Source organism: Pseudomonas sp. TE3552 (assembly GCF_056278945.1).
Window position 1 is genome coordinate 6,199,727 of the sequence record NZ_JBWBQJ010000001.1, and the last position, 25,237, is coordinate 6,224,963.

Sequence of the window (25,237 nt, forward strand, 5' to 3'; positions counted from 1 at the left end):
CAAGGCGCCCGTGCCTTGCGTACAATCGCGCACCCTGAACTTCCTGGGCAGCACCTGCCTTACGCAATTGCAAACAGGCCTTCCAGCCTTATGCAGCCATGCCAGCCAATACCTCTTCTTATAAAGAGCTGGGTGAGCAGGATTATCGGAGAAATACCATGTCTTATGCAGTAATCGTTACTGGTGGCAAGCAGTACAAAGTTGCTCCAGGTGAATACCTGAAGATCGAAAAACTGGAAATCGCTACCGGCGAATCCGTAACTTTTGATCGCGTTCTGTTGGTTGCCAATGGCGACGACGTGAATATCGGCGCTCCAGTTGTTCCTGGCGCTACCGTTGTGGCTGAAGTGATCTCCCAAGGTCGTCACGATAAAGTCCGCATCATCAAGTTCCGTCGCCGTAAGCACCACATGAAGCGTATGGGCCACCGCCAGTGGTACACCGAGATCAAAATCACCGGTATTCAGGCTTAATCAGCCTAATTCCTCACTAGGAGAATTGAACTCATGGCACACAAAAAAGCTGGTGGTAGTACCCGTAACGGTCGCGACTCAGAAGCCAAACGCCTTGGCGTGAAGATGTATGGCGGCCAGGTCATCAAGGCCGGTAACATCATCGTGCGTCAGCGCGGCACCCAATTCCACGCTGGCTACGGCGTTGGTATGGGTAAAGATCACACCCTCTTCGCGAAAATCGAAGGCGTGATCAAGTTTGAAGTAAAAGGCGCCTTCGGTCGTCGTTACGTGAGCGTCGTCGCAGCTTAATTGCGCGATCGCTGGAAAAGCCCTGTCTTGCGACGGGGCTTTTTCGTTTGTGGGGTGAGTCTCTTGCAAAGCTGTTTGTGATGGGCTCCAGCGCTGTATTGGCGGTCGTTGATTGAGGTCGCTGCGCTCATTTTTGCAAGAGTCTTATGTCTTGGTTGTTTTTCGGCTCGTCCGTATGGCGAGAGGCGTTTTGTTATGAAGTTTGTTGATGAAGTATCGATTCGAGTAAAGGCTGGTGACGGTGGCAACGGTTGCATGAGTTTCCGTCGGGAAAAATTCATTGAAAACGGCGGCCCGAACGGCGGTGACGGTGGTGATGGCGGTTCCATCTACATGATGGCCGACGAAAACCTGAACACCCTGGTCGACTACCGTTACACCCGGCACTTCGATGCTGAGCGCGGCTCCAACGGTGGCAGCACCGACTGCACCGGCAAAAAAGGTGAAGATCTGGTCCTGCGGGTGCCGGTCGGTACTACGGTAATCGACTCTGCCACCCAGGAAGTCATCGGCGACCTGACCAAGGCTGGTCAGCGTCTGCTCGTGGTTCAGGGTGGCTGGCACGGGCTGGGTAATACTCGTTTCAAATCCAGTACCAACCGTGCGCCGCGCCAGACCACCCCGGGTAAACCGGGTGAGCAGCGCGACCTGAAACTGGAAATGAAAGTATTGGCGGACGTCGGTCTGCTCGGTTTGCCGAACGCCGGCAAAAGTACCTTCATTCGTTCGGTATCGGCCGCCAAGCCGAAAGTCGCCGACTACCCGTTCACCACGCTGGTGCCGAACCTGGGTGTGGTCAGTGTCGATCGCTGGAAGAGCTTCGTGGTGGCGGACATTCCGGGCCTGATCGAAGGTGCATCCGACGGCGCGGGCCTGGGGATTCGCTTCCTCAAGCACTTGTCGCGTACCCGTCTGCTGCTGCATCTCGTCGACATGGCGCCGCTGGATGACACCAGTGCTCCAGATGCCGCTGAAGTGATTGTCAGTGAGTTGACCAAGTTCAGCCCGTCCCTGGCTGAGCGTGATCGCTGGCTGGTGCTGAACAAGTGCGACCAGATCCTCGAAGAAGAGCACGATGCTCGCGTCAAGGAAATCGTTGATCGTCTGGAGTGGACCGGTCCGGTCTACGTGATCTCGGCAATCGCCAAGCAAGGCACCGAGCGTCTGTGTCATGACATCATGCGTTACCTGGAAGATCGTGCTGATCGCCTGGCTAACGACCCAGCCTACAAGGAAGAGTTGGCTGAACTCGATCAGCGCATCGAAGACGAAGCTCGCGCCCAGTTGCAGGCGCTGGACGATCAGCGTGCCCTGCGTCGCAGCGGCGTGAAGTCGGTCCATGACATCGGTGACGACGATTGGGACGAAGAAGATGTGGATGACGAAGACGGTCCGGAAATCATTTACGTGCGTGACTGATTCGTTGCGATAAACTTAAGCGCCGCTCACAAGAGCGGCGTTTTAGTATCTGGAAATCGGTAGTCACGAATAACGTTACGGGCAGCGCTGGGTCGTGCTGTCCTCAAGCTAAGGTTGAAGATGATGCGGAGCAAGGTGACAGGTGCGCAGCGTTGGGTCGTGAAAATCGGCAGCGCTTTGCTGACGGCGGACGGCAAGGGCCTGGATCGCGCGGCAATGGGTGTCTGGGTCGAGCAGATGGTTGCCCTGCATGAGGCGGGCGTTGAGCTGGTGCTGGTGTCCTCCGGGGCGGTGGCGGCAGGCATGAGCCGTTTGGGCTGGACCTCGCGACCCAGTGCAATGCACGAATTGCAGGCGGCTGCCGCCATCGGTCAGATGGGGTTGGTGCAGGCCTGGGAGTCGAGCTTTGCCGAGCATGGCCGGCATACCGCACAGATTCTCCTGACCCACGACGACTTGTCCGACCGCAAGCGCTACCTGAACGCGCGCAGTACGCTGCGTGCGCTGGTCGAGCTCAAAGTGATCCCGGTGATCAACGAGAACGATACCGTGGTTACGGACGAAATCCGTTTTGGCGACAACGACACGTTGGCGGCGCTGGTAGCGAACCTGGTCGAAGCTGATTTGCTGGTGATCCTCACCGATCGTGACGGCATGTTCGATGCCGATCCGCGCAATAATCCGGACGCCAAGCTGATTTACGAGGCGCGGGCTGATGATCCAGCGCTGGATGCGGTGGCGGGTGGCACTGGCGGTGCGTTGGGGCGTGGTGGCATGCAGACCAAATTGCGCGCTGCGCGTCTGGCGGCGCGTTCCGGGGCGCACACCATCATCGTTGGCGGGCGCATTGAGCGGGTGCTGGACCGCCTCAAGGCGGGCGAGCGCATCGGCACCTTGTTGTCGCCAGAACGCGGCATGCTAGCGGCGCGCAAGCAGTGGTTGGCCGGGCATCTGCAAACCCGCGGCACGCTGGTGCTGGATGCGGGGGCGGTGACGGCGTTGTCCCAGGGCAACAAAAGTTTGTTGCCGGTGGGCGTCAAACTGGTCCAGGGCAGTTTCCGTCGTGGCGAAATGGTGGTCTGCGTGGCGCCGGACGGTCGTGAAATCGCCCGCGGCCTGGCTAATTACAGCGCTCTGGAAGCACAAAAAATCATCGGTCAGTCGTCTGAAGCGATTGTCGGTCTCTTGGGATACATGGCGGAGCCAGAGCTGGTTCACCGCGATAACCTGATTCTGGTCTGAAGGAATACCTGAATGCGTGTGGCAAAAGGATTATTGGGCTTGTTGTTGGCGATGCCGCTGCTGGCCTCTGCCGAGGAAATTGGCCAGGTGTCGACGGTGTTCAAGTTTGTCGGCCCGAACGACCGCATCGTGGTCGAGGCATTCGATGACCCGAAAGTGGAGGGCGTGACCTGTTACTTGTCGCGTGCCAAGACCGGTGGTGTGAAGGGTGGTCTGGGGCTGGCTGAGGATCGTGCTGAAGCGTCTATTGCGTGTCGTCAGGTCGGGCCGATCAACTTCAAGGGTGAGCTCAAGGATGGCGAGGAGGTGTTCAAGGAGCGCACGTCCTTGGTGTTCAAGACCATGCAAGTGGTGCGATTCCTCGACAAGAAGCGCAATACCCTAGTGTATCTGGTCTACAGCGATCGTTTAATCGAGGGTAGCCCGCAGAATGCGGTGACGGCGATTCCGATTCTGCCGTGGACCCACGCTCAGTAATCTGGTGCAGATGCGGGGGCGAGCCTGCTCGCTCCCGCATTTTTTTTGTGTGATGTTTGCCAAATCGCAGGCAATAAAAAACCGACCCTGAGGTCGGTTTTTTAACGAGCGCGTCGCTTAGGCAGCAGCGGCAACGTTCAGGGCCTTGACGTGGCCATTCAGGCGGCTCTTATGGCGAGCAGCTTTGTTCTTGTGGATGATGCCTTTATCGGCCATACGGTCGATAACTGGCACGGCCAGAACGTAAGCAGCTTGAGCTTTAGCAGCGTCTTTTGCGTCGATGGCTTTAACTACATTCTTGATGTAGGTACGAACCATGGAACGCAGGCTGGCGTTGTGGCTGCGACGCTTCTCAGCCTGTTTTGCACGTTTTTTGGCGGAAGGTGTGTTGGCCACCGTCGAGCTCCTCGAAAGACTTTTTAGGAAATAGCAAACAAAATAGGCCGCGAATCATGCCGATGAGTTGATGTCTTGTCAAGGGCGGGAGAAACGTTCCGCTAAGTGGCCGGTTCCGGTCCCCATGAAAACTACTGCGCTCGGCAATACAGCGTTGAAAGCAGACTCGAAATGCTCATTGACTAAAGTCAACTCCGCTTTCTCGCCTGCTTTCGCCTTGTCTTGCCTTCGCTCGCTACGTTTTCAAGGGGGCGGTGAGCTGGATATTTCTTTCCGGCGTGCGACCTGTAAACTCGCGAGCTTTGGCTCTGTGCTGTTGCGGCGCGGAGTATCGCATAAGTGGGCGTGTTGTTCGCCTGCTGTTTATCGACAGGCAAAAACTCTTTCAATGAATCTGCTCAAATCGTTGGCCGCTGTCAGCTCTATCACGATGCTTTCCCGGGTGTTGGGGTTTGTTCGTGACACCCTAATCGCCCGTGCATTTGGTGCAGGAATGGCGACGGACGCCTTCTTTATCGCCTTCAAACTGCCCAATCTGCTACGGCGGATCTTCGCCGAAGGGGCGTTTTCCCAAGCCTTTGTGCCGATTCTGGCCGAATACAAAAGCCAAAAGGGCGAGGAGGCGACGCGAACCTTCATTGCCTATGTTTCGGGCCTGTTGACGCTGGTACTGGCGCTGGTCACCGCGTTGGGCATGCTGGCCGCGCCTTGGGTTATCTGGGCCACGGCACCGGGTTTCGTCGATTCTCCGGAAAAATTCCAGCTGACCACCGATCTGCTAAGGGTCACGTTCCCTTATATATTGCTGATCTCCCTGTCTTCATTGGCCGGGGCAATCCTCAACACCTGGAACCGCTTCTCGGTGCCGGCCTTCGTGCCGACCTTGCTCAATGTCAGCATGATCATCTTTGCGGTGTTCCTGACGCCGTATTTCGATCCGCCGGTAATGGCGCTGGGCTGGGCCGTTCTGGTGGGCGGTCTGGCGCAATTGCTGTTTCAGCTGCCACACCTGAAAAAGATCGGCATGCTGGTGCTGCCGCGCCTGAACCTGCGTGATAGCGGGGTCTGGCGGGTCATGAAGCAAATGTTGCCGGCGATCATCGGCGTTTCGGTGAGCCAGATTTCGCTGATCATCAACACTATTTTTGCTTCGTTTCTGGTGGCCGGTTCCGTGTCCTGGATGTATTACGCCGATCGTCTGATGGAATTGCCATCCGGCGTGCTGGGCGTGGCACTGGGCACAATCCTGCTGCCGACCCTGGCCAAGACTTACGCCAGCCAGGATCGCCACGAATACTCAAGGATTCTCGATTGGGGGCTGCGCCTGTGCTTCATGCTGGTATTGCCATGCGCCCTGGCGCTGGGGATTCTGGCTGAGCCACTGACGGTTTCGCTGTTCCAGTACGGCCAGTTCAGCGCTTTCGATGCGGCCATGACCCAGCGTGCGTTAATCGCTTATTCCGTCGGCTTGCTGGGGATTATTGTGATCAAGGTGCTGGCGCCGGGTTTTTATGCGCAACAAAATATCCGTACCCCGGTAAAAATCGCGATTTTTACCCTGACCGTTACCCAGCTGTTCAACCTGGTGCTGATCGGTCCGCTGGCTCACGCCGGCCTGGCCCTGGCCATCAGCGCTGGCGCCTGCATCAACGCCGGGCTGCTGTTCTATCAATTGCGCAAGCAGCAGATGTATCAGCCGCAACCGGGCTGGGCGAAGTTCGGGCTCAAACTGTTGGTGGCGGTGGCGGTAATGTCCGCGGTATTGCTGGGCGCAATGCACTTTATGCCAGCTTGGGAACAGGGGCATATGCTTGAGCGTTTGTTGCGGCTGGGGGCGTTGGTGATCGCCGGCGTGGTGGCGTATTTCGGCATGTTGCTGTTGATGGGCTTCCGTTTGCGCGACTTCAATCGCAAAGCGCTGAGCTGAGGTTTTTGCCTCGATAAACACGGGCGGGCCGGCGGTTTTGTCGGTTCGATCACTTTGGTTACGGTGTTGCCTGTCGTCGGCCGCCGGGTGTGGTTATAATCGACCACTTTATGAGCAAGAAGCGCGTTATGCAGCTGGTTCGAGGCCTCCACAACCTGCGCCCCCAGCATCGGGGCTGTGTCGCCACTATTGGCAACTTTGACGGTGTTCACCGTGGCCACCAGGCCATCCTGGCCCGGCTGCGTGAGCGTGCGCTCGAGTTGGGCGTGCCCAGCTGCGTGGTGATTTTCGAGCCGCAACCGCGAGAATTCTTCGCCCCGGACACCGCTCCGGCCCGTCTGGCCCGCCTGCGGGACAAACTGCAGCTGCTGGCCGAGGAAGGTGTCGACCGGGTGCTGTGCCTGGCTTTCAATCAGCGTCTGAGCAAACTCAGCGCCAGCGAATTCGTCGATACTATTCTGGTGGACGGCCTCGGCGTGCAGCATCTGGAAGTCGGTGACGATTTCCGATTTGGCTGCGACCGGCTCGGGGATTTCGACTACTTGCAACAGGCCGGCGTCCTTCAGGGCTTTACCGTCGAAGCGGCGCAGACCGTCGAGCTGGACGGCATTCGTGTCAGCAGCACTCAGGTGCGTAATGCCTTGGCCGCTGCCGATTTTGCCTTGGCCGAACAGCTGCTCGGCCATCCGTACCGGATTGCCGGGCGGGTCCTGCATGGCCAGAAGCTGGCGCGCCAGCTGGGTACGGCCACAGCCAACGTGCAGCTCAAGCGTCGCCGTGTACCGCTGAGCGGGGTTTACCTGGTCAACGTCGACATCGACGGCAAGACCTGGCCAGGCGTCGCCAATATCGGCGTTCGGCCAACGGTCGAAGGGGATGGCAAAGCCCACCTCGAAGTGCATCTTTTAGATTTTGCCGGCGATCTGTATGACCGGCGTTTGACGGTGGTTTTCCACCACAAGCTGCGTGAAGAGCAGCGTTTCGCCTCTCTGGAGGCGCTTAAGACGGCGATCAATGCGGATGTTGCCGCCGCCCGTGCCCTGTCGCACCTAGCGCCAATCGCTAATGAAGAGCCTTAAATGACCGACTATAAAGCCACGCTAAACCTTCCGGACACCGCCTTCCCAATGAAGGCCGGCCTGCCTCAGCGCGAACCGCAGATTCTGCAGCGCTGGGACAGCATTGGCCTGTACGGTAAGTTGCGCGAGATTGGCAAGGATCGTCCGAAGTTCGTACTGCACGACGGTCCTCCGTACGCCAACGGCACGATTCACATCGGTCATGCGCTGAACAAGATTCTCAAGGACATGATCATCCGCTCGAAAACCCTGTCGGGTTTCGACGCGCCTTATGTTCCGGGCTGGGACTGCCATGGCCTGCCGATCGAGCACAAAGTCGAAGTGACCCACGGCAAGAACCTGGGCGCGGACAAGACCCGCGAACTGTGCCGTGCCTACGCCACCGAGCAGATCGAAGGCCAGAAGTCCGAATTCATCCGTCTGGGCGTGTTGGGCGACTTCGCCAACCCGTACAAGACCATGGACTTCAAAAACGAGGCCGGTGAAATCCGCGCCCTGGCGGAAATCGTCAAGGGTGGCTTCGTGTTCAAGGGCTTGAAGCCTGTGAACTGGTGCTTCGACTGCGGTTCGGCCCTGGCTGAAGCGGAAGTCGAGTACGAGAACAAAAAGTCCGCGACCATCGACGTGGCATTCCCGATCGCCGACGAAGCCAAACTGGCGGCTGCGTTCGGTCTGCCATCGCTGGGCAAACCTGCTTCGATCGTGATCTGGACTACCACCCCGTGGACCATCCCGGCCAACCAGGCGCTGAACGTTCACCCGGAGTTCAACTACGCCCTGGTCGACGTCGGCGACAAACTGCTGGTGCTGGCTGAAGAGCTGGTCGAGGCCTGCCTGGCCCGCTACAGCGCGGAAGGTTCGGTGATCGCCACTGCCACCGGTAAAGCGCTGGAACTGATCAACTTCCGTCACCCGTTCTACGATCGCCTGTCGCCGGTTTACCTGGCCGACTACGTTGAACTGGGCGCGGGCACCGGCGTGGTTCACTCCGCGCCAGCCTACGGTGTAGACGACTTCGTGACCTGCAAAGCCTACGGCATGGTCAACGACGACATCCTGAACCCGGTACAAAGTAATGGCGTGTATGTGCCATCGCTGGAGTTCTTCGGCGGCCAGTTCATCTGGAAGGCCAACCCGGCCATCGTCGACAAGCTGACCGAAGTCGGCGCGCTGCTGCACACCACCACTATCGAACACAGCTACATGCACTGCTGGCGCCACAAGACGCCGCTGATCTACCGCGCCACCGCGCAGTGGTTCATCGGCATGGACAAAGAGCCGACAGCGGGCGACACCCTGCGCAAACGCGCAATCAAAGCCATCGAAGACACCAAATTCGTCCCGGCCTGGGGCCAGGCGCGCCTGCACTCGATGATCGCCAACCGTCCGGACTGGTGCATCTCCCGTCAGCGCAACTGGGGCGTGCCAATCCCGTTCTTCCTCAACAAGGAAAGCGGCGAGCTGCACCCGCGCACTGTCGAGCTGATGGAAATCGTCGCCCAGCGCGTCGAAGTCGAGGGCATCGAAGCCTGGTTCAAGATGGACGCTGCCGAGTTGCTCGGTGAAGAAGCACCGCTGTACGACAAGATCAGCGACACCCTGGACGTCTGGTTCGACTCGGGCACCACGCACTGGCACGTCCTGCGCGGTTCGCATCCGATGGGCCACGAAACGGGGCCACGCGCCGACCTGTACCTGGAAGGCTCGGACCAACACCGTGGCTGGTTCCACTCGTCGTTGCTGACCGGTTGTGCCATCGATGACCACGCGCCGTACCGCGAGCTGCTGACCCACGGTTTCACCGTCGACGAATCCGGTCGCAAAATGTCCAAGTCTCTGGGCAACGTGATTGCGCCGCAGAAAGTCAACGACACCCTGGGCGCGGACATCATGCGTCTGTGGGTCGCGTCTACCGACTATTCGGGTGAAATGGCGGTTTCCGAGCAGATCCTGCAACGCAGTGCGGACGCCTACCGGCGCATCCGTAACACCGCGCGCTTCCTGCTTTCCAACCTGACCGGTTTCAACCCGGCCACCGACATCCTGCCGGCCGAAGAAATGCTCGCCCTGGACCGTTGGGCCGTGGACCGCACCCTGTTGCTGCAACGCGAGCTGCAAGAGCACTACGGCGAATATCGCTTCTGGAACGTCTACTCCAAGATCCACAACTTCTGCGTGCAGGAGCTGGGCGGCTTCTACCTGGACATCATCAAAGACCGTCAGTACACCACTGGCGCCGACAGCAAGGCCCGTCGTTCGTGCCAGACCGCGCTGTTCCACATTTCGGAAGCGCTGGTGCGCTGGATCGCGCCGATCCTGGCGTTTACCGCCGACGAGCTGTGGCAGTACCTGCCGGGCGAGCGCAACGAGTCGGTGATGCTCAACACCTGGTACGAAGGCCTGACCGAATTGCCGGAAGGCTTCGAACTGGACCGTGCCTACTGGGAGCGGATCATGGCGGTGAAGGTGGCGGTCAACAAGGAAATGGAAATCCAGCGCGCGGCGAAGGCCGTCGGTGGCAACCTGCAAGCCGAAGTGACGCTGTTCACCGAAGACGCGCTGAGCGCCGACCTGGCCAAACTGAGCAACGAACTGCGTTTCGTGCTGATCACCTCGACCGCCACCGTTGCACCGTTCACGCAGGCTCCGGCCGATGCGGTGGTCACCGAAGTCAGCGGCCTGAAACTCAAAGTGGTCAAGTCGAGCTTCGCCAAGTGCGCCCGTTGCTGGCACTGCCGTGAAGACGTTGGCGTGAACCCGGAGCATCCGGAAATCTGCGGTCGTTGTGTCGACAACATCAGCGGCGCGGGCGAGGTTCGTCACTATGCCTAATGCCGTTGGCCGTTTCGGACGGCTGAGCTGGCTCTGGTTGAGTTTGCTGGTCCTGGTCATCGACCAGGCCAGCAAGTTCTACTTCGAAGGCTCACTGAGCATGTACCAGCAAATCGTGGTGATCCCCGATTACTTCAGCTGGACCCTGGCCTACAACACTGGCGCGGCCTTCAGTTTCCTGGCCGACAGCTCCGGCTGGCAGCGCTGGTTGTTTGCCCTGATCGCGGTGGTGGTCAGTGCGGTGCTGGTGATCTGGCTCAAGCGCCTGGGACGCAACGAAACCTGGCTTGCAGTTGCCTTGGCGCTGGTGCTGGGTGGCGCGCTGGGTAACCTGTACGACCGCATTGCCCTGGGCCATGTGATCGATTTCATTCTGGTGCATTGGCAGAACCGCTGGTATTTCCCGGCGTTCAACTTTGCCGACAGCGCAATTACTGTCGGTGCCGTGATGCTTGCACTGGATATGTTCAAAAGTAAAAAGACTGGAGAAGCCGTTCATGACTGAACAGGTATTGGTTGAGCAACGCATCGGCCAGAACACGGAAGTCACCTTGCACTTTGCATTGCGCCTGGAGAACGGCGACACCGTCGACAGCACCTTCGACAAAGCCCCGGCGACCTTCAAGGTCGGTGATGGCAACCTGTTGCCAGGTTTCGAAGCAGCACTGTTCGGCTTCAAGGCCGGCGACAAGCGCACGCTGGCCATCGAGCCGGAAAACGCCTTTGGTCAGCCTAACCCGCAAAACGTACAGATCATCCCGCGCCCACAGTTCCAGGACATGGAACTGTCGCCGGGATTGCTGGTGATCTTCAACGATGCGGCCAATACCGAGCTGCCAGGCGTGGTGAAGGAGTTCGATGACGCGCAAGTGACCATCGACTTCAACCACCCGCTCGCCGGTAAAACCTTGACCTTTGACGTCGAGATCATCAACGTCAAAGCGCTGTAATACGGTCAAGCTCTGCTCCTGCAATGTTCTAACTTCTTGCGCGCAAGACACGAGGCACAGCATGCAAATCAAACTCGCCAACCCCCGTGGCTTCTGCGCCGGTGTGGACCGGGCGATCGAAATCGTCAACCGCGCCCTGGAAGTCTTCGGGCCGCCGATCTACGTGCGCCACGAAGTGGTCCACAACAAATTCGTCGTCGAAGACCTTCGGGCTCGCGGGGCGATCTTCGTTGAGGAACTGGATCAGGTACCGGACGATGTGATCGTGATCTTCAGCGCCCATGGTGTTTCCCAGGCCGTGCGCACCGAAGCCACTGGCCGTGGCCTGAAGGTGTTCGACGCTACCTGCCCGCTGGTGACCAAGGTGCACATCGAAGTCGCGCGCTACAGTCGCGACGGCCGTGAGTGCATTCTCATCGGCCATGCCGGCCACCCGGAAGTCGAAGGCACCATGGGCCAGTACGATGGCAGCAATGGTGGTGCGATCTATCTGGTCGAAGACGAGAAAGACGTTGCCGCGTTGCAAGTGAACAACCCTGAAAGACTGGCGTTCGTCACCCAGACCACCCTCTCGATGGACGATACCAGTCGCGTGATCGACGCCCTGCGTACACGTTTCCCGGCGATCGGCGGTCCACGCAAGGATGACATCTGCTACGCCACGCAAAACCGTCAGGATGCCGTCAAGCAGCTGGCAGACGAATGCGACGTGGTGCTGGTGGTCGGCAGCCCGAACAGCTCCAACTCCAATCGCTTGCGTGAACTGGCTGAACGCATGGCCACCCCGGCCTATCTGATCGATGGCGCCGAAGACCTGCAAAAGAGCTGGTTCGACGGTGTCGAGCGTATTGGCATCACTGCTGGTGCCTCCGCTCCGGAAGTATTGGTGCGTGGCGTGATCCAGCAGTTGCAGGCTTGGGGTGCCACCGGGGCCGATGAGTTGGCCGGGCGTGAAGAGAACATCACGTTCTCGATGCCTAAAGAGCTACGCGTCCGCTCCCTGCTCTGAATCTTCTCCTCCCGCGCACAGCGCCTGTTCAGTCTTATCGCTGCGCAGGCTGACGCGTCCGGTCCGGGACAGCACCACCTGGTGCAGGCTGACCGGTTTGCGGCTGGCGCAAATATGTACCGTCCCCGCTTGAAAGGCACCGCTGGGCAACTGCGGTTCGCCCAGGCTGCTGAACTGTACGAAATTCTTGACCGGTCGATTGCCGACAATTGACACTCGAGCGTCGCTCTGTTGCTCGACCAGCAACGGATTGCTGCTGTCCTCCGGGCCTTTACCGCTGACATCCAGAATGATCCGCCAACCCTGGCCCCAGTCGCCGTTGATTCCGTGTATCACCACACTCTGATTGCGTGTGATGGCAGCGGTTCTGGCATTACGCATACCACTGACAATCGACTGCGCCGCTTGCTCCCGATGGTTCGATTCTGTCAGTGCGGCGAACGCCGGACTGACCAACAGCAGAACAATCCCGACAATCGTCAGTCCCATGAGCAGTTCGATCAGGCTGAAACCTTGCTGATGCATGTCATCTCCCTCCCTGGAGTGTGGTGGCCCGCGCGATCCTTGCGCGAGTAATGGCAAAACAACCGTACGCCCCCCGGTCGAATGTTCTAGCGTGTAGAAGCAGGTATAGCCGACGGCAACGGAGCGCACCGATGGATCATCGTACAAAAGGTTTCACGCTGATCGAATTGCTGATCACGCTCGCGGTATTTCTGATCCTGATCACCCTGGCCGTTCCAGCGTTTACCCGATCGGTACAAAACAACAAGGCCGACACCGAGATCGGCGACTTGCAACGCGCGCTCAATTACGCGCGGCTTGAGGCGATTGACCGGGGGCTCACCACCCGGGTTCGTCCGACAGCCGGCGGCAGTGTCTGGACCGGCGAGCTGAGCGTTTATGACGGTACTGGCAATCCGGCCAATGTATTGCGGGTTGTTCCAGCGATGAGCAGTGGCGCCACTCTGACGCTAACCTCAGGAGTGACCGCAATTGATTTCAATAATCTGGGTGGTTTGGCGGCGCCGTCCACGGCGGTTGTGATCAGTTATGTACTGGGGGCGCAGAGCAGGACGCTGAATGTGTGTTTGAACGGACGAATTCTATTGGGTGGAAGTTGCGGATGAGGGGTTGGAGCAAGCGTGCACAGGAGGGCATGACGCTGATCGAGGTACTGGTCGCGTTGTTGGTTCTGGCCGTGGGGTTGTTGGGGGCGGCAGCGATTCAGCTCAATGCGCTGAAGTACACCGACAGTTCGCGGATGACCAGTCAGGCGAGTTTTATCGCCTACGACATGATGGATCGCATTCGTGCCAACTCCGGCGCCGATTACACCGTCACGCCACCTGCTTCGGGCAACCTGAGCGTGGCCCGGGATCAGGATCTCTACGACTTCACCAGCAACATCGTCAACTTCGGCGGCGCCACGGCTACCGGCAGCATCGTCCGCAATCAGCGGGTGTACACCATCACCATTACCTGGGACGACTCGCGGGCCGCCAATACCGCCGACTCGCGCCGCAGTTTTGTCCTCACCAGCCGCGCCACCGTTGATCCGGCGTCGACACCATGACCAGAACCAGCAGAGGTTTCGGCTTGATCGAGTTGCTGATCGCCCTGGCGTTGAGCCTGATTGTGGTCCTGGGCGTGGCGCAGATTTTCATCGCGGCCAAAAATACCTACGCCAGCCAGAACACCGCTGCCGGCATGCAGGAAGATGCACGGTTTGTCCTGAGCAAGATGATTCAGGAAATCCGCATGGTCGGTATGTTCGGTTGCCTGGGTACGATTACCGATGCCAGCTCGGCGGGGGACTTCAATGCCGCCCAGATCACGCCGATCAATTGGGACAATGCCAATCTCAAGTTGACCCTGGTTACCGCAGATGTCGGCGGCAGTGGCGGGGTGCCGACCTGGACGGTGGTTTCCGACTGCCGCAACACCGCAACAGCCTACACGGGTGCACGCACGCCGGCTTCGGGGCAATTGGCGTTTCCGATCCGGCGGCTGGTCTACAGTTTCAGCAATAACCAACTGCTGATGGGCGTCGGTACCGGCACGCCGACTCAGGCGGTGTTGATAAACAATGTCAGTGCCTTCAGCGTGAGCTTCGGCCTCGCCAGTTCGGCCACGGATACGGCCGCCTCCAGCTACAGCAGCAACCCGTCCGATCCGGCACGAATCCGCAGTGTGCGACTGACGCTGACCCTCACGGACCCGAACAATCGGGTACGCAATCAAACCTTCAACGTGGTTGCCGCCTTGCGCAACCGGTTGCCATGAGAGGAAGGCCGATGAGTCGTTTTCCCATGACATCTCATGCCCAGCGCGGCATGGCACTGTTGGTCAGCCTGGTGTTTCTGCTGGTACTGACGTTGATTGGCCTTTCCTCGATGCAGAGCGCTACGTTGCAAGAGAAAATGGCCGGCAGCGTGACCCTGCGCAATCAGTCGTTCCAGAGCGCGGAAGCGGCGTTGCGCGTCGGCGAAAGCGCGGTACAACTCAATACCTACTCATTGCCGGTCTGCAGCGGTACCAGCCAATGCGCGCCGCCGGCCGAGGCATCGGTAATCACCGCCGCCGGTTTCAATTCCACCTCGGGAGTGGCCTGGATCGCCTCCGGCACCGGTTTTTACGGGGTGCAGAACATCGGCACCACCCTGACGGCCGTAAACGTGCCGAGCAACACGTCGGCAACGCTGTACCGGGTGACCGCCGTGGGCATCACCGGCAACTCGCGCAGTGTGGTGGAGAGTATCTATGCGAAGTACTGAGACCCGCGCAGGCTGGCGCCATTGGTTGTTGCAGTTGTTCTGCGGCGCGGCGTTGAGCTTTTACCTGGCAGCGCCGACCTACGCCTTCACGCCCTCGGATTCGCCGCTATTGAATGCCGCCGCCGTGGCACCCAATGTGATGCTGTTACTTGATGACTCGGAGAGTATGAACAGCATTATCTGGGCGGCAGGCTTCGACCCGACGATCACGCGCACTCAGGTGACCATTTGCCTCTCCAATGGCTCGTGCAACAAAGGCCGCGAACTTGATATGACCGATAACAATATTGCCCTGTCGAGTTTGACTCACGGGACATGTTCGAAGGATGGATGGTACGGTTTTTATAAAAACAGCCTTCTCGGTCTGGATTCGCTTTGCCTCAAGCTTCCCGATCCGGTGGGGAGCGAAGACACGCTTTATACGGCGAATTACCTGTCCTATCTGATAAGCCTGGCCAACAACTCCGACCGGGATTTCACCGATGGCTCCATCCCCAATGATTACCGGATGAACGTGGCGCGCAACGTTTCCAAGACGTTGGTGGCCAGCAACCGCTCGCTGCGCATCGGTCTGGCGACGTTCAACCTGGCGGTCGGCAACCATAAGGATGACGGTGGTTACATCGTCCGCTCGATCAGTGATTTGTCGGCCGTCAGCGGCACCGTGACCCAGGCTCAGGCCGATGCCAACTACAACGAATTGATCGCCGGAATCGACGAACTGAGCGCGCAGGCCAATAGCCCCTTGGCTGAAGCCTATTATGAGATCACCCGCTATTTTCGTGGCATGACGCCGTACAACAACTCGACACCCACCACCTATACCAGTCCGATTCAGTATCGCTGCCAGAGAAATTACGGGGTGGTGATCACCGGTGGTCTGCCAACCTACGACCATACCTTTGCGACCGACGATCCACTCGGTAACAGCGCATTACCGAACTGGGACGGTATCAGCAGTAACGATGGTGCCAACCGTTTTGGCGACAACGAGGGCGATACCCTGTTCCTGGATGACATCGCCAAGTTCGCCTTCGACATCGACATGCGCTCCACGGGAACCGATGCCACGGGCAAAAGCTGGGACGCCGTGGATTTTCCCAAGCAAAACATGAATACCTATACCGTGGGTTTCACCGTGGCAAACCAGATGTTGGCGGACGCTGCGACCTACGGACAGGGAAGGTACTATCAGGCGACTGATGGCACGGGACTGAACAGTGCACTTTCTTCGGCTTTGAGCGACATCACCTCCAAGGCCGGATCAGGTGGCAGCGGCGTTACCAGCGGCACGACCCTGACCAGCAACTCAGCCTACTTCCAGACCAGCTACGACCCCAAGGACTGGCGCGGCACCATCAAGTCCTTTGGCTTCACGTCGGCGGGCGCGGTTAACACGGCCGCGGTGCTGTGGACGACCGACACCACCATCGTGCCCGGCGCCACCGCGCCGACCTATCAGTCCTGGAACACGCAGACCAACGCCGCCGTCACCCTGGCCTACGGCAATTTTTCCCCAACCCAGCAGACCACCCTCAGCCAGAGCTTGCCCACCGGTATCACCGGCAGCGATCTGGTGGAATGGAGTAAGGGCACCAACAAAACCGGGTTGAAAGCGCGCAGCGTATTGCTCGGCGACATCATCAATTCGCCTCTTGTGCTGGCCGCGCCCACGGACAAAACCGCTTCCGATCTGGTGAACGACACCACCTACAGCACCTACCTGGCCACCAAAGCCGCCAACATGAATGCCAGCCTGGTGGTGAACGCCAACGACGGTTTTGTGAACGTCATCAACTCGGTCAACGGTGCCAGGCGCTACGCCTACATGCCCTCCAGTGTGCTGCCATCATTGCGCTACATCGCTGATTCCACCTACATCAACGGGGTGAGCCACAAGTTTCTGGTCGATGGCCAGGTCGGTGTGTTCGATGCCCAGATCAACAGCGCCTGGAAAACCCTGGCGATTGGTGGAACAGGGGCGGGAGGCAAAACCTTCTATGCGCTGCAACTGTTCGACGCATCGGCCGGCAACGTGACTAACGCGTTGTGGGAAATCAGCGCGCCGGCCACAGCCAATACGGCGAACGTTTTCAATGATCTGGGTTATGCCTATGCGCGCCCCGAAGTGGCACGCTTGGCCGATGGTCGATGGGCCGCGTTCATCTCCAACGGCTATGGCAGCAACTCCGGGGTGGCAGCACTTTATGTGGTGGATATCCGCGACGGCTCGCTGATCAAGAAAATCGTGGTCGACAGTACGGAAACTACCAACGGCCTGTCATCGGTGAAGCTCAGGGTCAATTCGCAGAATGTGGTGCAGGCCGCCTATGGGGGTGACCTGAAAGGGCGGTTGTGGAAGTTCGACTTGAGTGGCACCACTGCCGACACCTGGGGTGTCGCGTTTTCCGGCAAGCCGTTGTTCACCACGGCGGGTGGCGCAGCCCAGCCGATTACCGCGCAACCGTTGCTGGCAGATCACGCGTCGGGCGGCAAGGAAGTGTTTTTCGGCACTGGCAAGCTCAATGAGAGCGCCGACAAGACCAACAAGGATCTACAGGCGTTCTACGCGGTATGGGATGCGGAGGGGGGCGCGGGGCAAATCACCGTTTCCAGCTTGCAGGCGCAGGCGGTGACTGGCGTGTTCTCTGGCAGCAGCGGGCAATTCATTACCACCAGCCAGAATGAGGTGACCTATCCGGCAAAGAAAGGCTGGTACTTGCCGCTGGTCTACAACAACGTACTGACCGGGGAGCGGGTGATCAATCAGGCCAGTCTGGTGGCAGGGCGAATCGTTTTTACCACGGCCAGTATGGATACCGTTGACCCCTGTGCCGGCTTCGGCTCTGGCAAACTGGTCGAACTCGATGCGTTCAGCGGTAAGATGCTCAACTATGCGGTACTCGACACCAATGCTGACGGGGTGGTCGACAGCACTGACACGATTTCCAGCGGGGTGATCTTCACCGGTGGGATCCCGACCCTGAATGCGGTCGTCAATGACGCATCCCGCAAGATTGTGAACGACTCCGGCGGTGGCGTGACCACTCTGGTGGAAAAATCCGGTGGCGGCAGCGGCCGTCGCATCATGTGGCGACAAATACAGTAAGTGAGAGTGAGGCATGCGCAGATCCAATCGAGGTTTTACCCTGATCGAAATCATGATCGTGATTGCGATCATCGGGATCGTCATCACCATCGGCTACCCGAGCCTCACCGAGTACGTGAAAAAAGGCCGCCGTACTGAAGTGGCCAGTCTGCTTTCCGAGCAGGCGCAGATCCTTGAGCGTTTCTATTCGAAAAATAATGTCTACACCAACGCCACCGGCCTGAGTGCCGGTAATGATTTCTACACCATTACCCCGACCCTGACCGATCAGACCTTCCTGCTGACGGCAACACGCAAGACCGGTTCGACCATGGCGAGCGACAAGTGCGGTGATTTCACGCTCACCAACACCGGTGTCAGAAGCATGGTCAATGCAACATCCGGCCTGACCACCAGGGATTGCTGGGGTCGCTGAGTTTCTTTTTCGGGCGCCCATTGCGCCTCTGTCTATCTAACGGTTGGATCAGAACATGAGCAGGCAACAGCAAGTGGTGATTGTCGGCGGCGGGGTGATTGGCCTGCTGACGGCGTTCAATCTCGCGTCCGAAGTGCAGAGCGTTGTGCTGCTGGACCGCTCGAATGTCGGTCAGGAGTCATCCTGGGCCGGCGGCGGGATTGTCTCGCCGCTCTACCCGTGGCGCTACAGCCCGGCGGTCACTGCGTTGGCTCATTGGTCCCAGGATTTTTATCCACAGCTGGCGGAGCGCCTGTTCGCCGCCACCGGTGTCGATCCTGAAGTGCATACCACCGGATTGTACTGGCTGGACCTGGACGATGAGGCCGAAGCGCTCGCCTGGGCCGAACGGGAAAAACGTCCGCTACGGGCTGTGGATATCTCGGCGGTACACGATGCGGTGCCGGTATTGGGAGCCGGTTTTTCACGGGCGATCTACATGGCCGATGTGGCCAATGTGCGTAACCCGCGGCTGGTGAAATCCCTGAAGGCAGCGTTGCTGGCGCTGCCGAATGTGACAATTCATGAGCAATGCGAGGTCAGCGGATTTATCCGTGAAGGGGCCGCAGTGCTCGGGGTACAGACCTCGGTGGGTGCCATTGCGGGTGATGAGGTGGTTCTGACGGCTGGGGCCTGGAGCGGTGACTTGTTGAAAAGGCTGGGCCTGGAGCTGCCGGTCGAACCGGTCAAAGGCCAGATGATTCTCTACAAGTGCGCGGCGGACTTCCTTCCGAGCATGGTGCTGGCCAAGGGGCGTTATGCCATTCCTCGGCGCGACGGGCACATTCTGGTCGGCAGTACGCTTGAGCATGAAGGCTTCGACAAGACGCCGACCGACACGGCACTGGAAAGCCTGAAGGCCTCGGCGGTGGAGTTGATTCCTGCGCTGGCGGATGCCGAGGTGGTGGGGCATTGGGCCGGATTACGTCCTGGGTCGCCGGAAGGCATTCCCTATATCGGTCGGGTACCGGGATTTGACGGGCTCTGGCTCAACTGCGGGCACTACCGCAACGGGTTGGTGCTGGCACCGGCCTCCTGTCAGTTGTTTGCAGATGTGATGCTGGGGCGGGCGCCGATTATCGATCCTGCACCGTACGCGCCGACCGGGCGTATTTGACCGTATGATCTTTGTTGTCGGTCGGATCGCGAAGGGGCCCTCAATCCAGGCCCAATTTCTTGAGCCGGTAACGCATCGACCGAAATGACAGATTCAATCGCTGGGCCGCTGCTGTGCGGTTCCAGCGGGTTTCTTCCAGGGCCTGGAGGATGAGTTTGCGTTCGATGTTTTCCAGATAGGCTTCCAGATTGTCGATCTGTGTCAGGTCCGGCATGCTACTGTCCGGATTACAGTTGCCTTCGGCCAGTCGCAGGTCGCCGGCTTCGATCTGTTTGTTCTCGCACAGGGTGTGAGCCCGCTCCAGCATGTTCTCCAATTCCCGTACATTGCCTGGAAATCGATAGCTTTTCAGAGCATCGATGGCTTGGGGGTGGAGTGATGCGACGGGTTGGCCAGTGCCAGCCGCCAGCCGCTTGAGTACGTGGCTGGCCAGCAATTCAATGTCGTCGCGGCGTTCGCGCAAGGGCGGCACCCGTAGCTCGATCACGTTCAGACGGTAGTACAAGTCCTGGCGAAAGCGTTCGGCGGCAACTTCGGCATTGAGGTCTTTGTGGGTGGCGCAGAGGATGCGCACATCAACCACGGTTTCCTGTTGCCCACCGATGCTGCGAACGGCTTTTTCCTGAATCGCCCGCAGCAGTTTGACCTGCATCGCCAGCGGCAGGTCAGCCACTTCGTCGAGGAACAACGTACCGCCATTGGCGGCCTGGAACAGCCCGGGTTTGTCTTCGATGGCGCCGCTGAAACTGCCCTTGCGATGGCCGAAAAATTCACTTTCCATCAATTCCGACGGAATCGCCCCGCAGTTCACCGGCACGAACGGTCGGCTGGCACGCGGGCCTTGGTCGTGGATCAGTCGGGCGACCAACTCCTTGCCGCTGCCGGACTCGCCGCTGATGTACACCGGAGCCTGGCTGCGGGCCAGTTTATCGATCTGTTTGCGCAGACTGCGCATCGGCAGTGAGTCGCCCAGCAGCCGACGGTCGATGGCACTGCTGGCGCCGCCAGGCGCCGGCAAACTCAGGGCGCTGATGACCAGTTCGCGCAGGCGAGTGAGGTCGACCGGTTTGGTCAGGAAGTCAAAGGCCCCGGCCTTGAGGGCATTGATTGCCGTCTCCAGGCTCCCGTAGGCGGTGATCATCGCCACCGGCACTTGTGCATAGCGCTGCTGGATATGCTGCACCAGCGCCAGACCGGTGCCGTCGGGCAGGCGCATGTCGGTCAGGCACAGGTCGAAGGTATCCCGAGCCAGCAGCGCCTGCGCTTCTGCGAGGTTGCGCGCGCTGAAGGTGTCGAGTTTCATCCGTCCCAGGGTGATTTCCAGGAGTTCGCGGATATCCGGCTCGTCGTCAACGATCAGGATTTTTTGCCGTGGGCTCATGTTCAACTTTGTTTCCGTCCGTGAGCAAAGGTGATGCGAAAGCAGCCGCCGCCTTGGCGTGATATGAAGTCTAGGCGGGCTTGATTGCTTTCGCACAGCTCACGGGACAGATAAAGCCCCAGGCCAGTACCCTGGCTGCCGGTGGTGAAGAACGGTTCGAACAAGTGCGTGCGCTGGTCCGGTGCCACGCCGGGGCCATCGTCAAGGACTTCAAGGGTCGGCAACAGGCTGTCCGGGTCGACAAACAGCTCGAGCCAGGCCTGCGCCTGATCGTGCTTCAGGGCGCTATGGCGCCAGGCATTGCGCAACAGATTATCGAGAACCTGGGTCAGCTGATTCGGATCCATCAGGGTTTTGAAGTCTCCCGACCCGATGTGCAGGTGAATCTGTTGACGTTCGGTCATCCCTTCGCGGGTTTCGGCGACGAAGTGTTCCAGCCACGGTCGCAAATCAAGCCGTTGCGGCACGGTTTGCTGGCGGCGGGACAGTTGCAGGACGTTTTCGATTACTCGATTCATTCGCTGAGAGTGGTCTTGAATAATCTGTGTCAGACGCCGATCCGCGCCGTTCAGTTCCTCGGATTCGTGCAGTAACTGCGCGGCATGACTGATGGCGCCCAGTGGATTGCGGATCTCATGGGCAATACCGGCGGTCAGGCGACCGAGGGCGGCAAGTTTCAGTTGCTGGGCCTGTTGGGCGATTTGGGCAAGGTCTTCGAGAAAGACCAGCGTCTGGTGATGCGGGCTTTGGTCCAGGGCAATGAAGCTCGGTTGCAGTTCTAGCCCATTGCTGGCGATTTTCAGGCTTTGCGGGCGTAAAGTCGGATTGTTGCACCACAGTTGGAGTCGTTCGACCAACGGCATCGAATGATCGTCGATCAACTGGCCCTCCAGTTTTTCCTGCCCCAGCAAGGTCAAGGCGCTGTGGTTGGCCAGTTGTACCCGTCGCTGGTCGTCGAGTACCAGAATGCCCGTGCGCATGCGTTGCAGGATCAGTGCGTTGAGTGCTTCGAGGCCGAGCACTTCGCTGGCCCGCTGCTCGGCCAGGGTTTCGCTGACTTCCAGTCGTCGAATCAAGCCTTGCACCAGCAATGCCGCGGCAAAACACAGGGCGCCGAGGGTGCCGACTTGCAGGTAATCGCTGGGGGTGGTGGGGTGGCTGAAGCTCAGCAGGAAGCTCAAACCCACAATGCCAAGGGCGCCGATTGCTGCGATCAGCAAGCCGACTCGCTCGCGCAGCAGGGTATTGCTGATGGCCACCGACACGATCAGCAAGTTGCCTATAGCGCTGGGCACTCCCCCCGCGGCGTAGAACAGGCCGCACAACAGCAGGACATCGACCAGCGCCAGGGGCCAAACAATTGCGCCGGGCGCCGGGTGTTCTCCAGAAAGACCACCAGCAGGATATTCAGCACCAGGTACAACCAGCTGCCATTGCGCAGCAGGTCGTCATCGGCGAACCTCAGCAACCGGTTATCCATGTTGCTGGAGATCAACAGCACCAGGGTGATGCCGATGCTTAAGCGGTAGAGGTGATAAAGACGCAGCAGTCGCTGGGCCTGTTTGTTGCCGGGACTGGAGGTCTCAGCGATCACTGGAGCCAGGGCCTTGCTCAAGGTGAGCCTGGCTGCAATACCACTGCTGTTGAAGCCTCAGCGCGCGGTCGCGGGGCAGGTGCACGCCACAATGAGCACAGCGGACCATGGGCGGGGCATCTTGCTCGCGCGGTGTATTGGCGCCCGAGGTCGGGCCCTTGAACTTGCGCCAGAACCATACCGCAGCGGCAATCAGGGCGATCCAGAACAATAAACGAAGCATGGTGAGCTGCTTTTTGACGAGTGAATTGGCAGTTTAGCCAAGGACATGGCAGGCGCACAGCCTAAATAAAGCGCGGCAATAAAAAAGGCAGCTGCAAAAGCAGCTGCCTTACGCGAGGCTTCAGGGGTGACTTGACGCGTTATCAACCCTTTTGGGTCACTCGGGTTTGAAGCCTGGTTTTCCGTTGGATGCTCGCCAGGCTTTAATGGCTTTTAATACGCCAGCGGGGCTGTCTTCAACGCCTTCTTCCGGGTAGTACAACACTCCTGTGCCGTTTGGGTGTTCTGAAGTGGATACGATGTTGTCAACAATGGCGTCATGCTCCTCCTCCGAAGAAAATCCTCCTTGGAATAAGCGATTTATCAGGCTCACATATTCGGATTCTGTGTATTCTTCAAATTTGTCTTTAAGGTTCATATCGTATTTCTCCTTTCTTAGAGTGGGTTTCGATGTGTTGTTTTGGTGTTAGCACGCGAAGATTATTTATATCGTAGACCGAGCCTCCTTCACTGATTGGCTTGATATGGTGAATCTCATACTTTTTCCGTCCACCCACTTGCTCTGAGGGGATTGCACTTGGCGATAAACCATCTCTCATATCAATTTTGTTAAGTTGGCTGAACTGATCCATCAGGAGTTGCTCATTTGCTACCGTCTTCCAGAAAACTCTGCGGAACGCATTAAAGTTCAAGAACTCCCTCCCTTGAAGTTTATCGGCAATGTTTGCAGGTATTGGTGCACCTTCCGGAGTCGAAGCTGCCCCCAACCAATTTCCTGAAACCGACTGTCCGGTACCACTGACAACACCGGGTTCATTCCGCCGATCCCTGAACATCGTGTAAACAGGTGGCATACCCGACTCAATCGGGAATACCGTGATGAAGCCACCGAAGCTGATGAGATCCAGCTCGGGGAAACTGTCGATCCGACCTTTCAGAGCAGTGACAGTTGTACCGTTGTAAATGGCTACATTGGGTTCACTTGCAGGGAGGGAAGTTGACGAGCCGGCCGGCTTGACTATCGGAATCCATGTCATGCCAATGGATGGGGCATCCGGATCCCACGATCGGTAAACATTCAGCGCCGGGTCGAAAGTGGCAAGGCGCACTGGCACCCGGGAGGGCACTGCCACACTATTGGCTGCCGCAACAAAGAACTCGGTGGTGTTGCCTACAGTTCGCGTTCCCATCGCGACCGGCAGTTCGACATCCCCATTGACCAAGGCAATGGCATGCAGGTCAGAAAGTGTGTCGGGCGCGAGATCCGAGAGCGGAACGCTCAATGCATGCTGATCGTCAGAATTGTATGACTCGACCGTGAGGCTCCATTTGTGCAGGTTGTCGGGGACCAGATCCGACGTCGGCGGGAGGAGCATTTCGTGCCGGTCACTGTTACCCAATGACGAAGGAAACAGCAGCGCCGCGAACCCGACCAATACTGCGCTTGCCGATGCGGCGCCCACCGCACTGACGGTTGCGACAGCGCTCTGTAGCGCCGCCCTGATAGCCAAGGTAGTGGCCGGGTTGGTGGCGAGACGGCCGGCAGTCAGAGTAAATACGGGGCTGCTTGCCACTGCCGATCCCGAAATGGGGAATGGGCGACTGGCTTTGGCTGCATCCATGGCGGCGAAGAAATCGTCGAGGCTCTTGAGCCGCGCCTCCGCTTCTGCACGTCTCTTCTCCTTTGCCTGTTCACGCTCTTTCGCCTCTTTGGCTTTGCGCACGGCTTCAGCGGCTAATCGCTGCGCTTCTATCTGTGCTTCCCTGGCTTTACGTGCTGCCTCAGCGGCCAAGCGTTGCGCTTCTCGTTCTGCCTGATTCTGCACTTGTACCGCAGCCAGCCAGTTGAGCACCGTGACCTGCTGTTGATTCAGCATCTGGATAGTTTGGGTAAGCAGTCGTGCCTCGTAGGCTGCTTTGTACGAAGCAAGCCCAGCCTGAATCACTACGCTGTCGGGACCAAAATGCCGCTGCGACATCAAGGCCCTCACGTAGAACTCCTTCAATGGCCTGCCGAGAGGGTCTGCCCCGTAAAACATATTGGCGAGCGCGGTTTTCTGCTGGAGCTCGGCGGACTTGCGTATGAGTAGCGTATTGCGTACGCCCAACTCCCGAATGATTGCGTCAACAGGAGGAACCGGGGCAGTCGAACCTTCCAGTCTGGTAGCAGCCAGTTCGTGCTCAAGAGTTTGCGACAGATGAGCGGATTGAGCGTGATACTCCTGTTCAACTTCTTTAACCGCCTCCGCAATTTTGTTGATGCTTTGCGAGAGAATCTGTTGAGGTGCGAACTGGCCGGAGGGAGGGAGGTGTATTGAAGTTGCGGGAGCAGGGCTGATGCCGGGAGGGGCTATGGCTGTGGTATGTACAGCCTCGGTCAATTCAAATACGGGTGGTTTTTGCATATTCATATCCTTTTGAATGTGCGTTGTTAAAAGAGCTTCAAACGATCAGTTGTGTTGCGCCATATAACGTTACAGCACACCCG

24 protein-coding genes and 1 pseudogene are annotated in these 25,237 nt (G+C 58.6%); 18 read left to right on the top strand and 7 right to left on the bottom strand.

The features are described from left to right. The first annotated feature begins 158 nt into the window (after positions 1 to 158). From rplU to ACZ9BB_RS28155, 5 genes are all read left to right on the top strand, one after another. On the top strand, positions 159 to 473 hold the full coding sequence (gene rplU, locus ACZ9BB_RS28135; protein WP_007901869.1) for a 50S ribosomal protein L21: 315 nt from the start codon (positions 159 to 161) through the stop codon (positions 471 to 473). Positions 474 to 506: 33 nt separating this feature from the next. Next, the gene (rpmA, locus tag ACZ9BB_RS28140) at positions 507 to 764 is read left to right on the top strand and encodes a 50S ribosomal protein L27 (RefSeq protein ID WP_003228360.1); all 258 of its coding nucleotides are present in this window, start codon (positions 507 to 509) and stop codon (positions 762 to 764) included. 195 nt (positions 765 to 959) lie between these two features. Beyond that, positions 960 to 2,183, top strand: coding sequence for an Obg family GTPase CgtA (gene cgtA, locus ACZ9BB_RS28145; RefSeq protein WP_253418535.1), 1,224 nt, complete (start codon positions 960 to 962; stop codon positions 2,181 to 2,183). Positions 2,184 to 2,306: 123 nt separating this feature from the next. Next, on the top strand, positions 2,307 to 3,425 hold the full coding sequence (proB, locus tag ACZ9BB_RS28150) for a glutamate 5-kinase (protein WP_019581269.1): 1,119 nt from the start codon (positions 2,307 to 2,309) through the stop codon (positions 3,423 to 3,425). Between the two features lie 12 nt (positions 3,426 to 3,437). Beyond that, positions 3,438 to 3,902, top strand: a complete 465-nt coding sequence (locus ACZ9BB_RS28155) for a CreA family protein (RefSeq protein WP_007938427.1) — start codon at positions 3,438 to 3,440, stop codon at positions 3,900 to 3,902. A 117-nt stretch (positions 3,903 to 4,019) separates the two neighbouring features. Here the strand turns inward: ACZ9BB_RS28155 and rpsT are convergent, their stop codons facing one another. Further along, complete coding sequence (rpsT, locus tag ACZ9BB_RS28160; protein WP_007901883.1) at positions 4,020 to 4,298, bottom strand: 30S ribosomal protein S20; 279 nt, start codon at positions 4,296 to 4,298, stop codon at positions 4,020 to 4,022. Positions 4,299 to 4,686: 388 nt separating this feature from the next. On the opposite strand from rpsT, the gene murJ reads away from it, so the two are divergent. The 6 genes from murJ (at position 4,687) to ispH (ending at position 12,095) form a co-directional block, all read left to right on the top strand. Next, positions 4,687 to 6,225 (top strand): murein biosynthesis integral membrane protein MurJ, encoded by a 1,539-nt coding sequence (gene murJ / locus ACZ9BB_RS28165; protein WP_476218041.1) that lies wholly within the window; start codon positions 4,687 to 4,689, stop codon positions 6,223 to 6,225. A gap of 128 nt (positions 6,226 to 6,353) precedes the next feature. Then, on the top strand, positions 6,354 to 7,304 hold the full coding sequence (gene ribF / locus ACZ9BB_RS28170) for a bifunctional riboflavin kinase/FAD synthetase (protein ID WP_476218043.1): 951 nt from the start codon (positions 6,354 to 6,356) through the stop codon (positions 7,302 to 7,304). Then, a complete protein-coding gene (gene ileS, locus ACZ9BB_RS28175) occupies positions 7,305 to 10,136 on the top strand; it encodes an isoleucine--tRNA ligase (protein WP_476218045.1) in 2,832 nt (943 codons plus the stop codon). It begins immediately after the preceding gene. Beyond that, the gene (gene lspA / locus ACZ9BB_RS28180) at positions 10,129 to 10,641 is read left to right on the top strand and encodes a signal peptidase II (RefSeq protein ID WP_447794491.1); all 513 of its coding nucleotides are present in this window, start codon (positions 10,129 to 10,131) and stop codon (positions 10,639 to 10,641) included. The genes ileS and lspA overlap by 8 nt, the downstream gene beginning before the upstream one ends. Next, a complete protein-coding gene (fkpB, locus tag ACZ9BB_RS28185; RefSeq protein WP_476218047.1) occupies positions 10,634 to 11,086 on the top strand; it encodes an FKBP-type peptidyl-prolyl cis-trans isomerase in 453 nt (150 codons plus the stop codon). The genes lspA and fkpB overlap by 8 nt, the downstream gene beginning before the upstream one ends. 61 nt (positions 11,087 to 11,147) lie before the next feature. Then, positions 11,148 to 12,095 (top strand): 4-hydroxy-3-methylbut-2-enyl diphosphate reductase, encoded by a 948-nt coding sequence (gene ispH / locus ACZ9BB_RS28190; RefSeq protein ID WP_105343783.1) that lies wholly within the window; start codon positions 11,148 to 11,150, stop codon positions 12,093 to 12,095. Here the strand turns inward: ispH and ACZ9BB_RS28195 are convergent. Then, the gene (locus ACZ9BB_RS28195; protein ID WP_476218049.1) at positions 12,072 to 12,620 is read right to left on the bottom strand and encodes a GspH/FimT family pseudopilin; all 549 of its coding nucleotides are present in this window, start codon (positions 12,618 to 12,620) and stop codon (positions 12,072 to 12,074) included. The two genes, ispH and ACZ9BB_RS28195, sit on opposite strands and share 24 nt — an antisense overlap. A 131-nt stretch (positions 12,621 to 12,751) precedes the next feature. On the opposite strand from ACZ9BB_RS28195, the gene ACZ9BB_RS28200 reads away from it, so the two are divergent. The 7 genes from ACZ9BB_RS28200 to thiO are packed head-to-tail and all read left to right on the top strand — an operon-like array spanning position 12,752 to position 19,552. Continuing rightward, positions 12,752 to 13,225, top strand: coding sequence for a GspH/FimT family pseudopilin (locus ACZ9BB_RS28200; RefSeq protein WP_476218051.1), 474 nt, complete (start codon positions 12,752 to 12,754; stop codon positions 13,223 to 13,225). Then, positions 13,222 to 13,671 carry a type IV pilus modification protein PilV gene (pilV, locus tag ACZ9BB_RS28205; protein WP_476218053.1) on the top strand — a complete coding sequence of 150 codons (450 nt, stop codon included), beginning with the start codon at positions 13,222 to 13,224 and terminating at the stop codon, positions 13,669 to 13,671. The genes ACZ9BB_RS28200 and pilV overlap by 4 nt, the downstream gene beginning before the upstream one ends. Then, positions 13,668 to 14,381 (top strand): PilW family protein, encoded by a 714-nt coding sequence (locus tag ACZ9BB_RS28210; RefSeq protein ID WP_476218055.1) that lies wholly within the window; start codon positions 13,668 to 13,670, stop codon positions 14,379 to 14,381. The genes pilV and ACZ9BB_RS28210 overlap by 4 nt, the downstream gene beginning before the upstream one ends. Positions 14,382 to 14,392: 11 nt before the next feature. Further along, positions 14,393 to 14,872 carry a pilus assembly PilX family protein gene (locus ACZ9BB_RS28215; protein ID WP_476218056.1) on the top strand — a complete coding sequence of 160 codons (480 nt, stop codon included), beginning with the start codon at positions 14,393 to 14,395 and terminating at the stop codon, positions 14,870 to 14,872. Continuing rightward, complete coding sequence (locus tag ACZ9BB_RS28220) at positions 14,859 to 17,981, top strand: pilus assembly protein (protein ID WP_476218058.1); 3,123 nt, start codon at positions 14,859 to 14,861, stop codon at positions 17,979 to 17,981. The genes ACZ9BB_RS28215 and ACZ9BB_RS28220 overlap by 14 nt, the downstream gene beginning before the upstream one ends. A gap of 13 nt (positions 17,982 to 17,994) precedes the next feature. After that, the gene (locus ACZ9BB_RS28225) at positions 17,995 to 18,396 is read left to right on the top strand and encodes a type IV pilin protein (protein WP_476218060.1); all 402 of its coding nucleotides are present in this window, start codon (positions 17,995 to 17,997) and stop codon (positions 18,394 to 18,396) included. Positions 18,397 to 18,451: 55 nt separating this feature from the next. After that, positions 18,452 to 19,552 (top strand): glycine oxidase ThiO, encoded by a 1,101-nt coding sequence (gene thiO / locus ACZ9BB_RS28230; RefSeq protein WP_476218062.1) that lies wholly within the window; start codon positions 18,452 to 18,454, stop codon positions 19,550 to 19,552. Positions 19,553 to 19,592: 40 nt separating this feature from the next. On the opposite strand, the gene ACZ9BB_RS28235 is transcribed toward thiO, so the two are convergent. The 5 genes and pseudogenes from ACZ9BB_RS28235 to ACZ9BB_RS28255 form a co-directional block, all read right to left on the bottom strand. Continuing rightward, positions 19,593 to 20,933 (bottom strand): sigma-54-dependent transcriptional regulator, encoded by a 1,341-nt coding sequence (locus tag ACZ9BB_RS28235; protein WP_476218064.1) that lies wholly within the window; start codon positions 20,931 to 20,933, stop codon positions 19,593 to 19,595. A gap of 2 nt (positions 20,934 to 20,935) precedes the next feature. Further along, positions 20,936 to 22,527: pseudogene (locus ACZ9BB_RS28240) on the bottom strand (ATP-binding protein). Then, positions 22,517 to 22,750, bottom strand: a complete 234-nt coding sequence (locus ACZ9BB_RS28245; RefSeq protein WP_476218066.1) for a PP0621 family protein — start codon at positions 22,748 to 22,750, stop codon at positions 22,517 to 22,519. The pseudogene ACZ9BB_RS28240 and the gene ACZ9BB_RS28245 overlap by 11 nt, the downstream one beginning before the upstream one ends. 156 nt (positions 22,751 to 22,906) lie before the next feature. Beyond that, positions 22,907 to 23,167, bottom strand: a complete 261-nt coding sequence (locus ACZ9BB_RS28250) for a bacteriocin immunity protein (protein WP_476218068.1) — start codon at positions 23,165 to 23,167, stop codon at positions 22,907 to 22,909. Then, a complete protein-coding gene (locus ACZ9BB_RS28255) occupies positions 23,157 to 25,154 on the bottom strand; it encodes an S-type pyocin domain-containing protein (protein WP_476218070.1) in 1,998 nt (665 codons plus the stop codon). The genes ACZ9BB_RS28250 and ACZ9BB_RS28255 overlap by 11 nt, the downstream gene beginning before the upstream one ends. Between the last annotated feature and the right edge of the window lie 83 nt (positions 25,155 to 25,237).

Coding starts and splice junctions, on each gene's coding strand:
- ACZ9BB_RS28195 (WP_476218049.1), bottom strand. CDS start 12,620: ATGCATCAGCAAGGTTTCAGCCTGATCGAACTGCTCATGGGACTGACG.
- ispH (WP_105343783.1), top strand. CDS start 11,148: ATGCAAATCAAACTCGCCAACCCCCGTGGCTTCTGCGCCGGTGTGGAC.
- pilV (WP_476218053.1), top strand. CDS start 13,222: ATGAGGGGTTGGAGCAAGCGTGCACAGGAGGGCATGACGCTGATCGAG.
- fkpB (WP_476218047.1), top strand. CDS start 10,634: ATGACTGAACAGGTATTGGTTGAGCAACGCATCGGCCAGAACACGGAA.
- ACZ9BB_RS28255 (WP_476218070.1), bottom strand. CDS start 25,154: ATGCAAAAACCACCCGTATTTGAATTGACCGAGGCTGTACATACCACA.
- ACZ9BB_RS28200 (WP_476218051.1), top strand. CDS start 12,752: ATGGATCATCGTACAAAAGGTTTCACGCTGATCGAATTGCTGATCACG.
- lspA (WP_447794491.1), top strand. CDS start 10,129: ATGCCTAATGCCGTTGGCCGTTTCGGACGGCTGAGCTGGCTCTGGTTG.
- ACZ9BB_RS28155 (WP_007938427.1), top strand. CDS start 3,438: ATGCGTGTGGCAAAAGGATTATTGGGCTTGTTGTTGGCGATGCCGCTG.
- ACZ9BB_RS28210 (WP_476218055.1), top strand. CDS start 13,668: ATGACCAGAACCAGCAGAGGTTTCGGCTTGATCGAGTTGCTGATCGCC.
- cgtA (WP_253418535.1), top strand. CDS start 960: ATGAAGTTTGTTGATGAAGTATCGATTCGAGTAAAGGCTGGTGACGGT.
- ribF (WP_476218043.1), top strand. CDS start 6,354: ATGCAGCTGGTTCGAGGCCTCCACAACCTGCGCCCCCAGCATCGGGGC.
- rpmA (WP_003228360.1), top strand. CDS start 507: ATGGCACACAAAAAAGCTGGTGGTAGTACCCGTAACGGTCGCGACTCA.
- ACZ9BB_RS28220 (WP_476218058.1), top strand. CDS start 14,859: ATGCGAAGTACTGAGACCCGCGCAGGCTGGCGCCATTGGTTGTTGCAG.
- ileS (WP_476218045.1), top strand. CDS start 7,305: ATGACCGACTATAAAGCCACGCTAAACCTTCCGGACACCGCCTTCCCA.
- ACZ9BB_RS28225 (WP_476218060.1), top strand. CDS start 17,995: ATGCGCAGATCCAATCGAGGTTTTACCCTGATCGAAATCATGATCGTG.
- rplU (WP_007901869.1), top strand. CDS start 159: ATGTCTTATGCAGTAATCGTTACTGGTGGCAAGCAGTACAAAGTTGCT.
- ACZ9BB_RS28245 (WP_476218066.1), bottom strand. CDS start 22,750: ATGCTTCGTTTATTGTTCTGGATCGCCCTGATTGCCGCTGCGGTATGG.
- ACZ9BB_RS28250 (WP_476218068.1), bottom strand. CDS start 23,167: ATGAACCTTAAAGACAAATTTGAAGAATACACAGAATCCGAATATGTG.
- proB (WP_019581269.1), top strand. CDS start 2,307: ATGCGGAGCAAGGTGACAGGTGCGCAGCGTTGGGTCGTGAAAATCGGC.
- ACZ9BB_RS28215 (WP_476218056.1), top strand. CDS start 14,393: ATGAGTCGTTTTCCCATGACATCTCATGCCCAGCGCGGCATGGCACTG.
- murJ (WP_476218041.1), top strand. CDS start 4,687: ATGAATCTGCTCAAATCGTTGGCCGCTGTCAGCTCTATCACGATGCTT.
- ACZ9BB_RS28235 (WP_476218064.1), bottom strand. CDS start 20,933: ATGAGCCCACGGCAAAAAATCCTGATCGTTGACGACGAGCCGGATATC.
- thiO (WP_476218062.1), top strand. CDS start 18,452: ATGAGCAGGCAACAGCAAGTGGTGATTGTCGGCGGCGGGGTGATTGGC.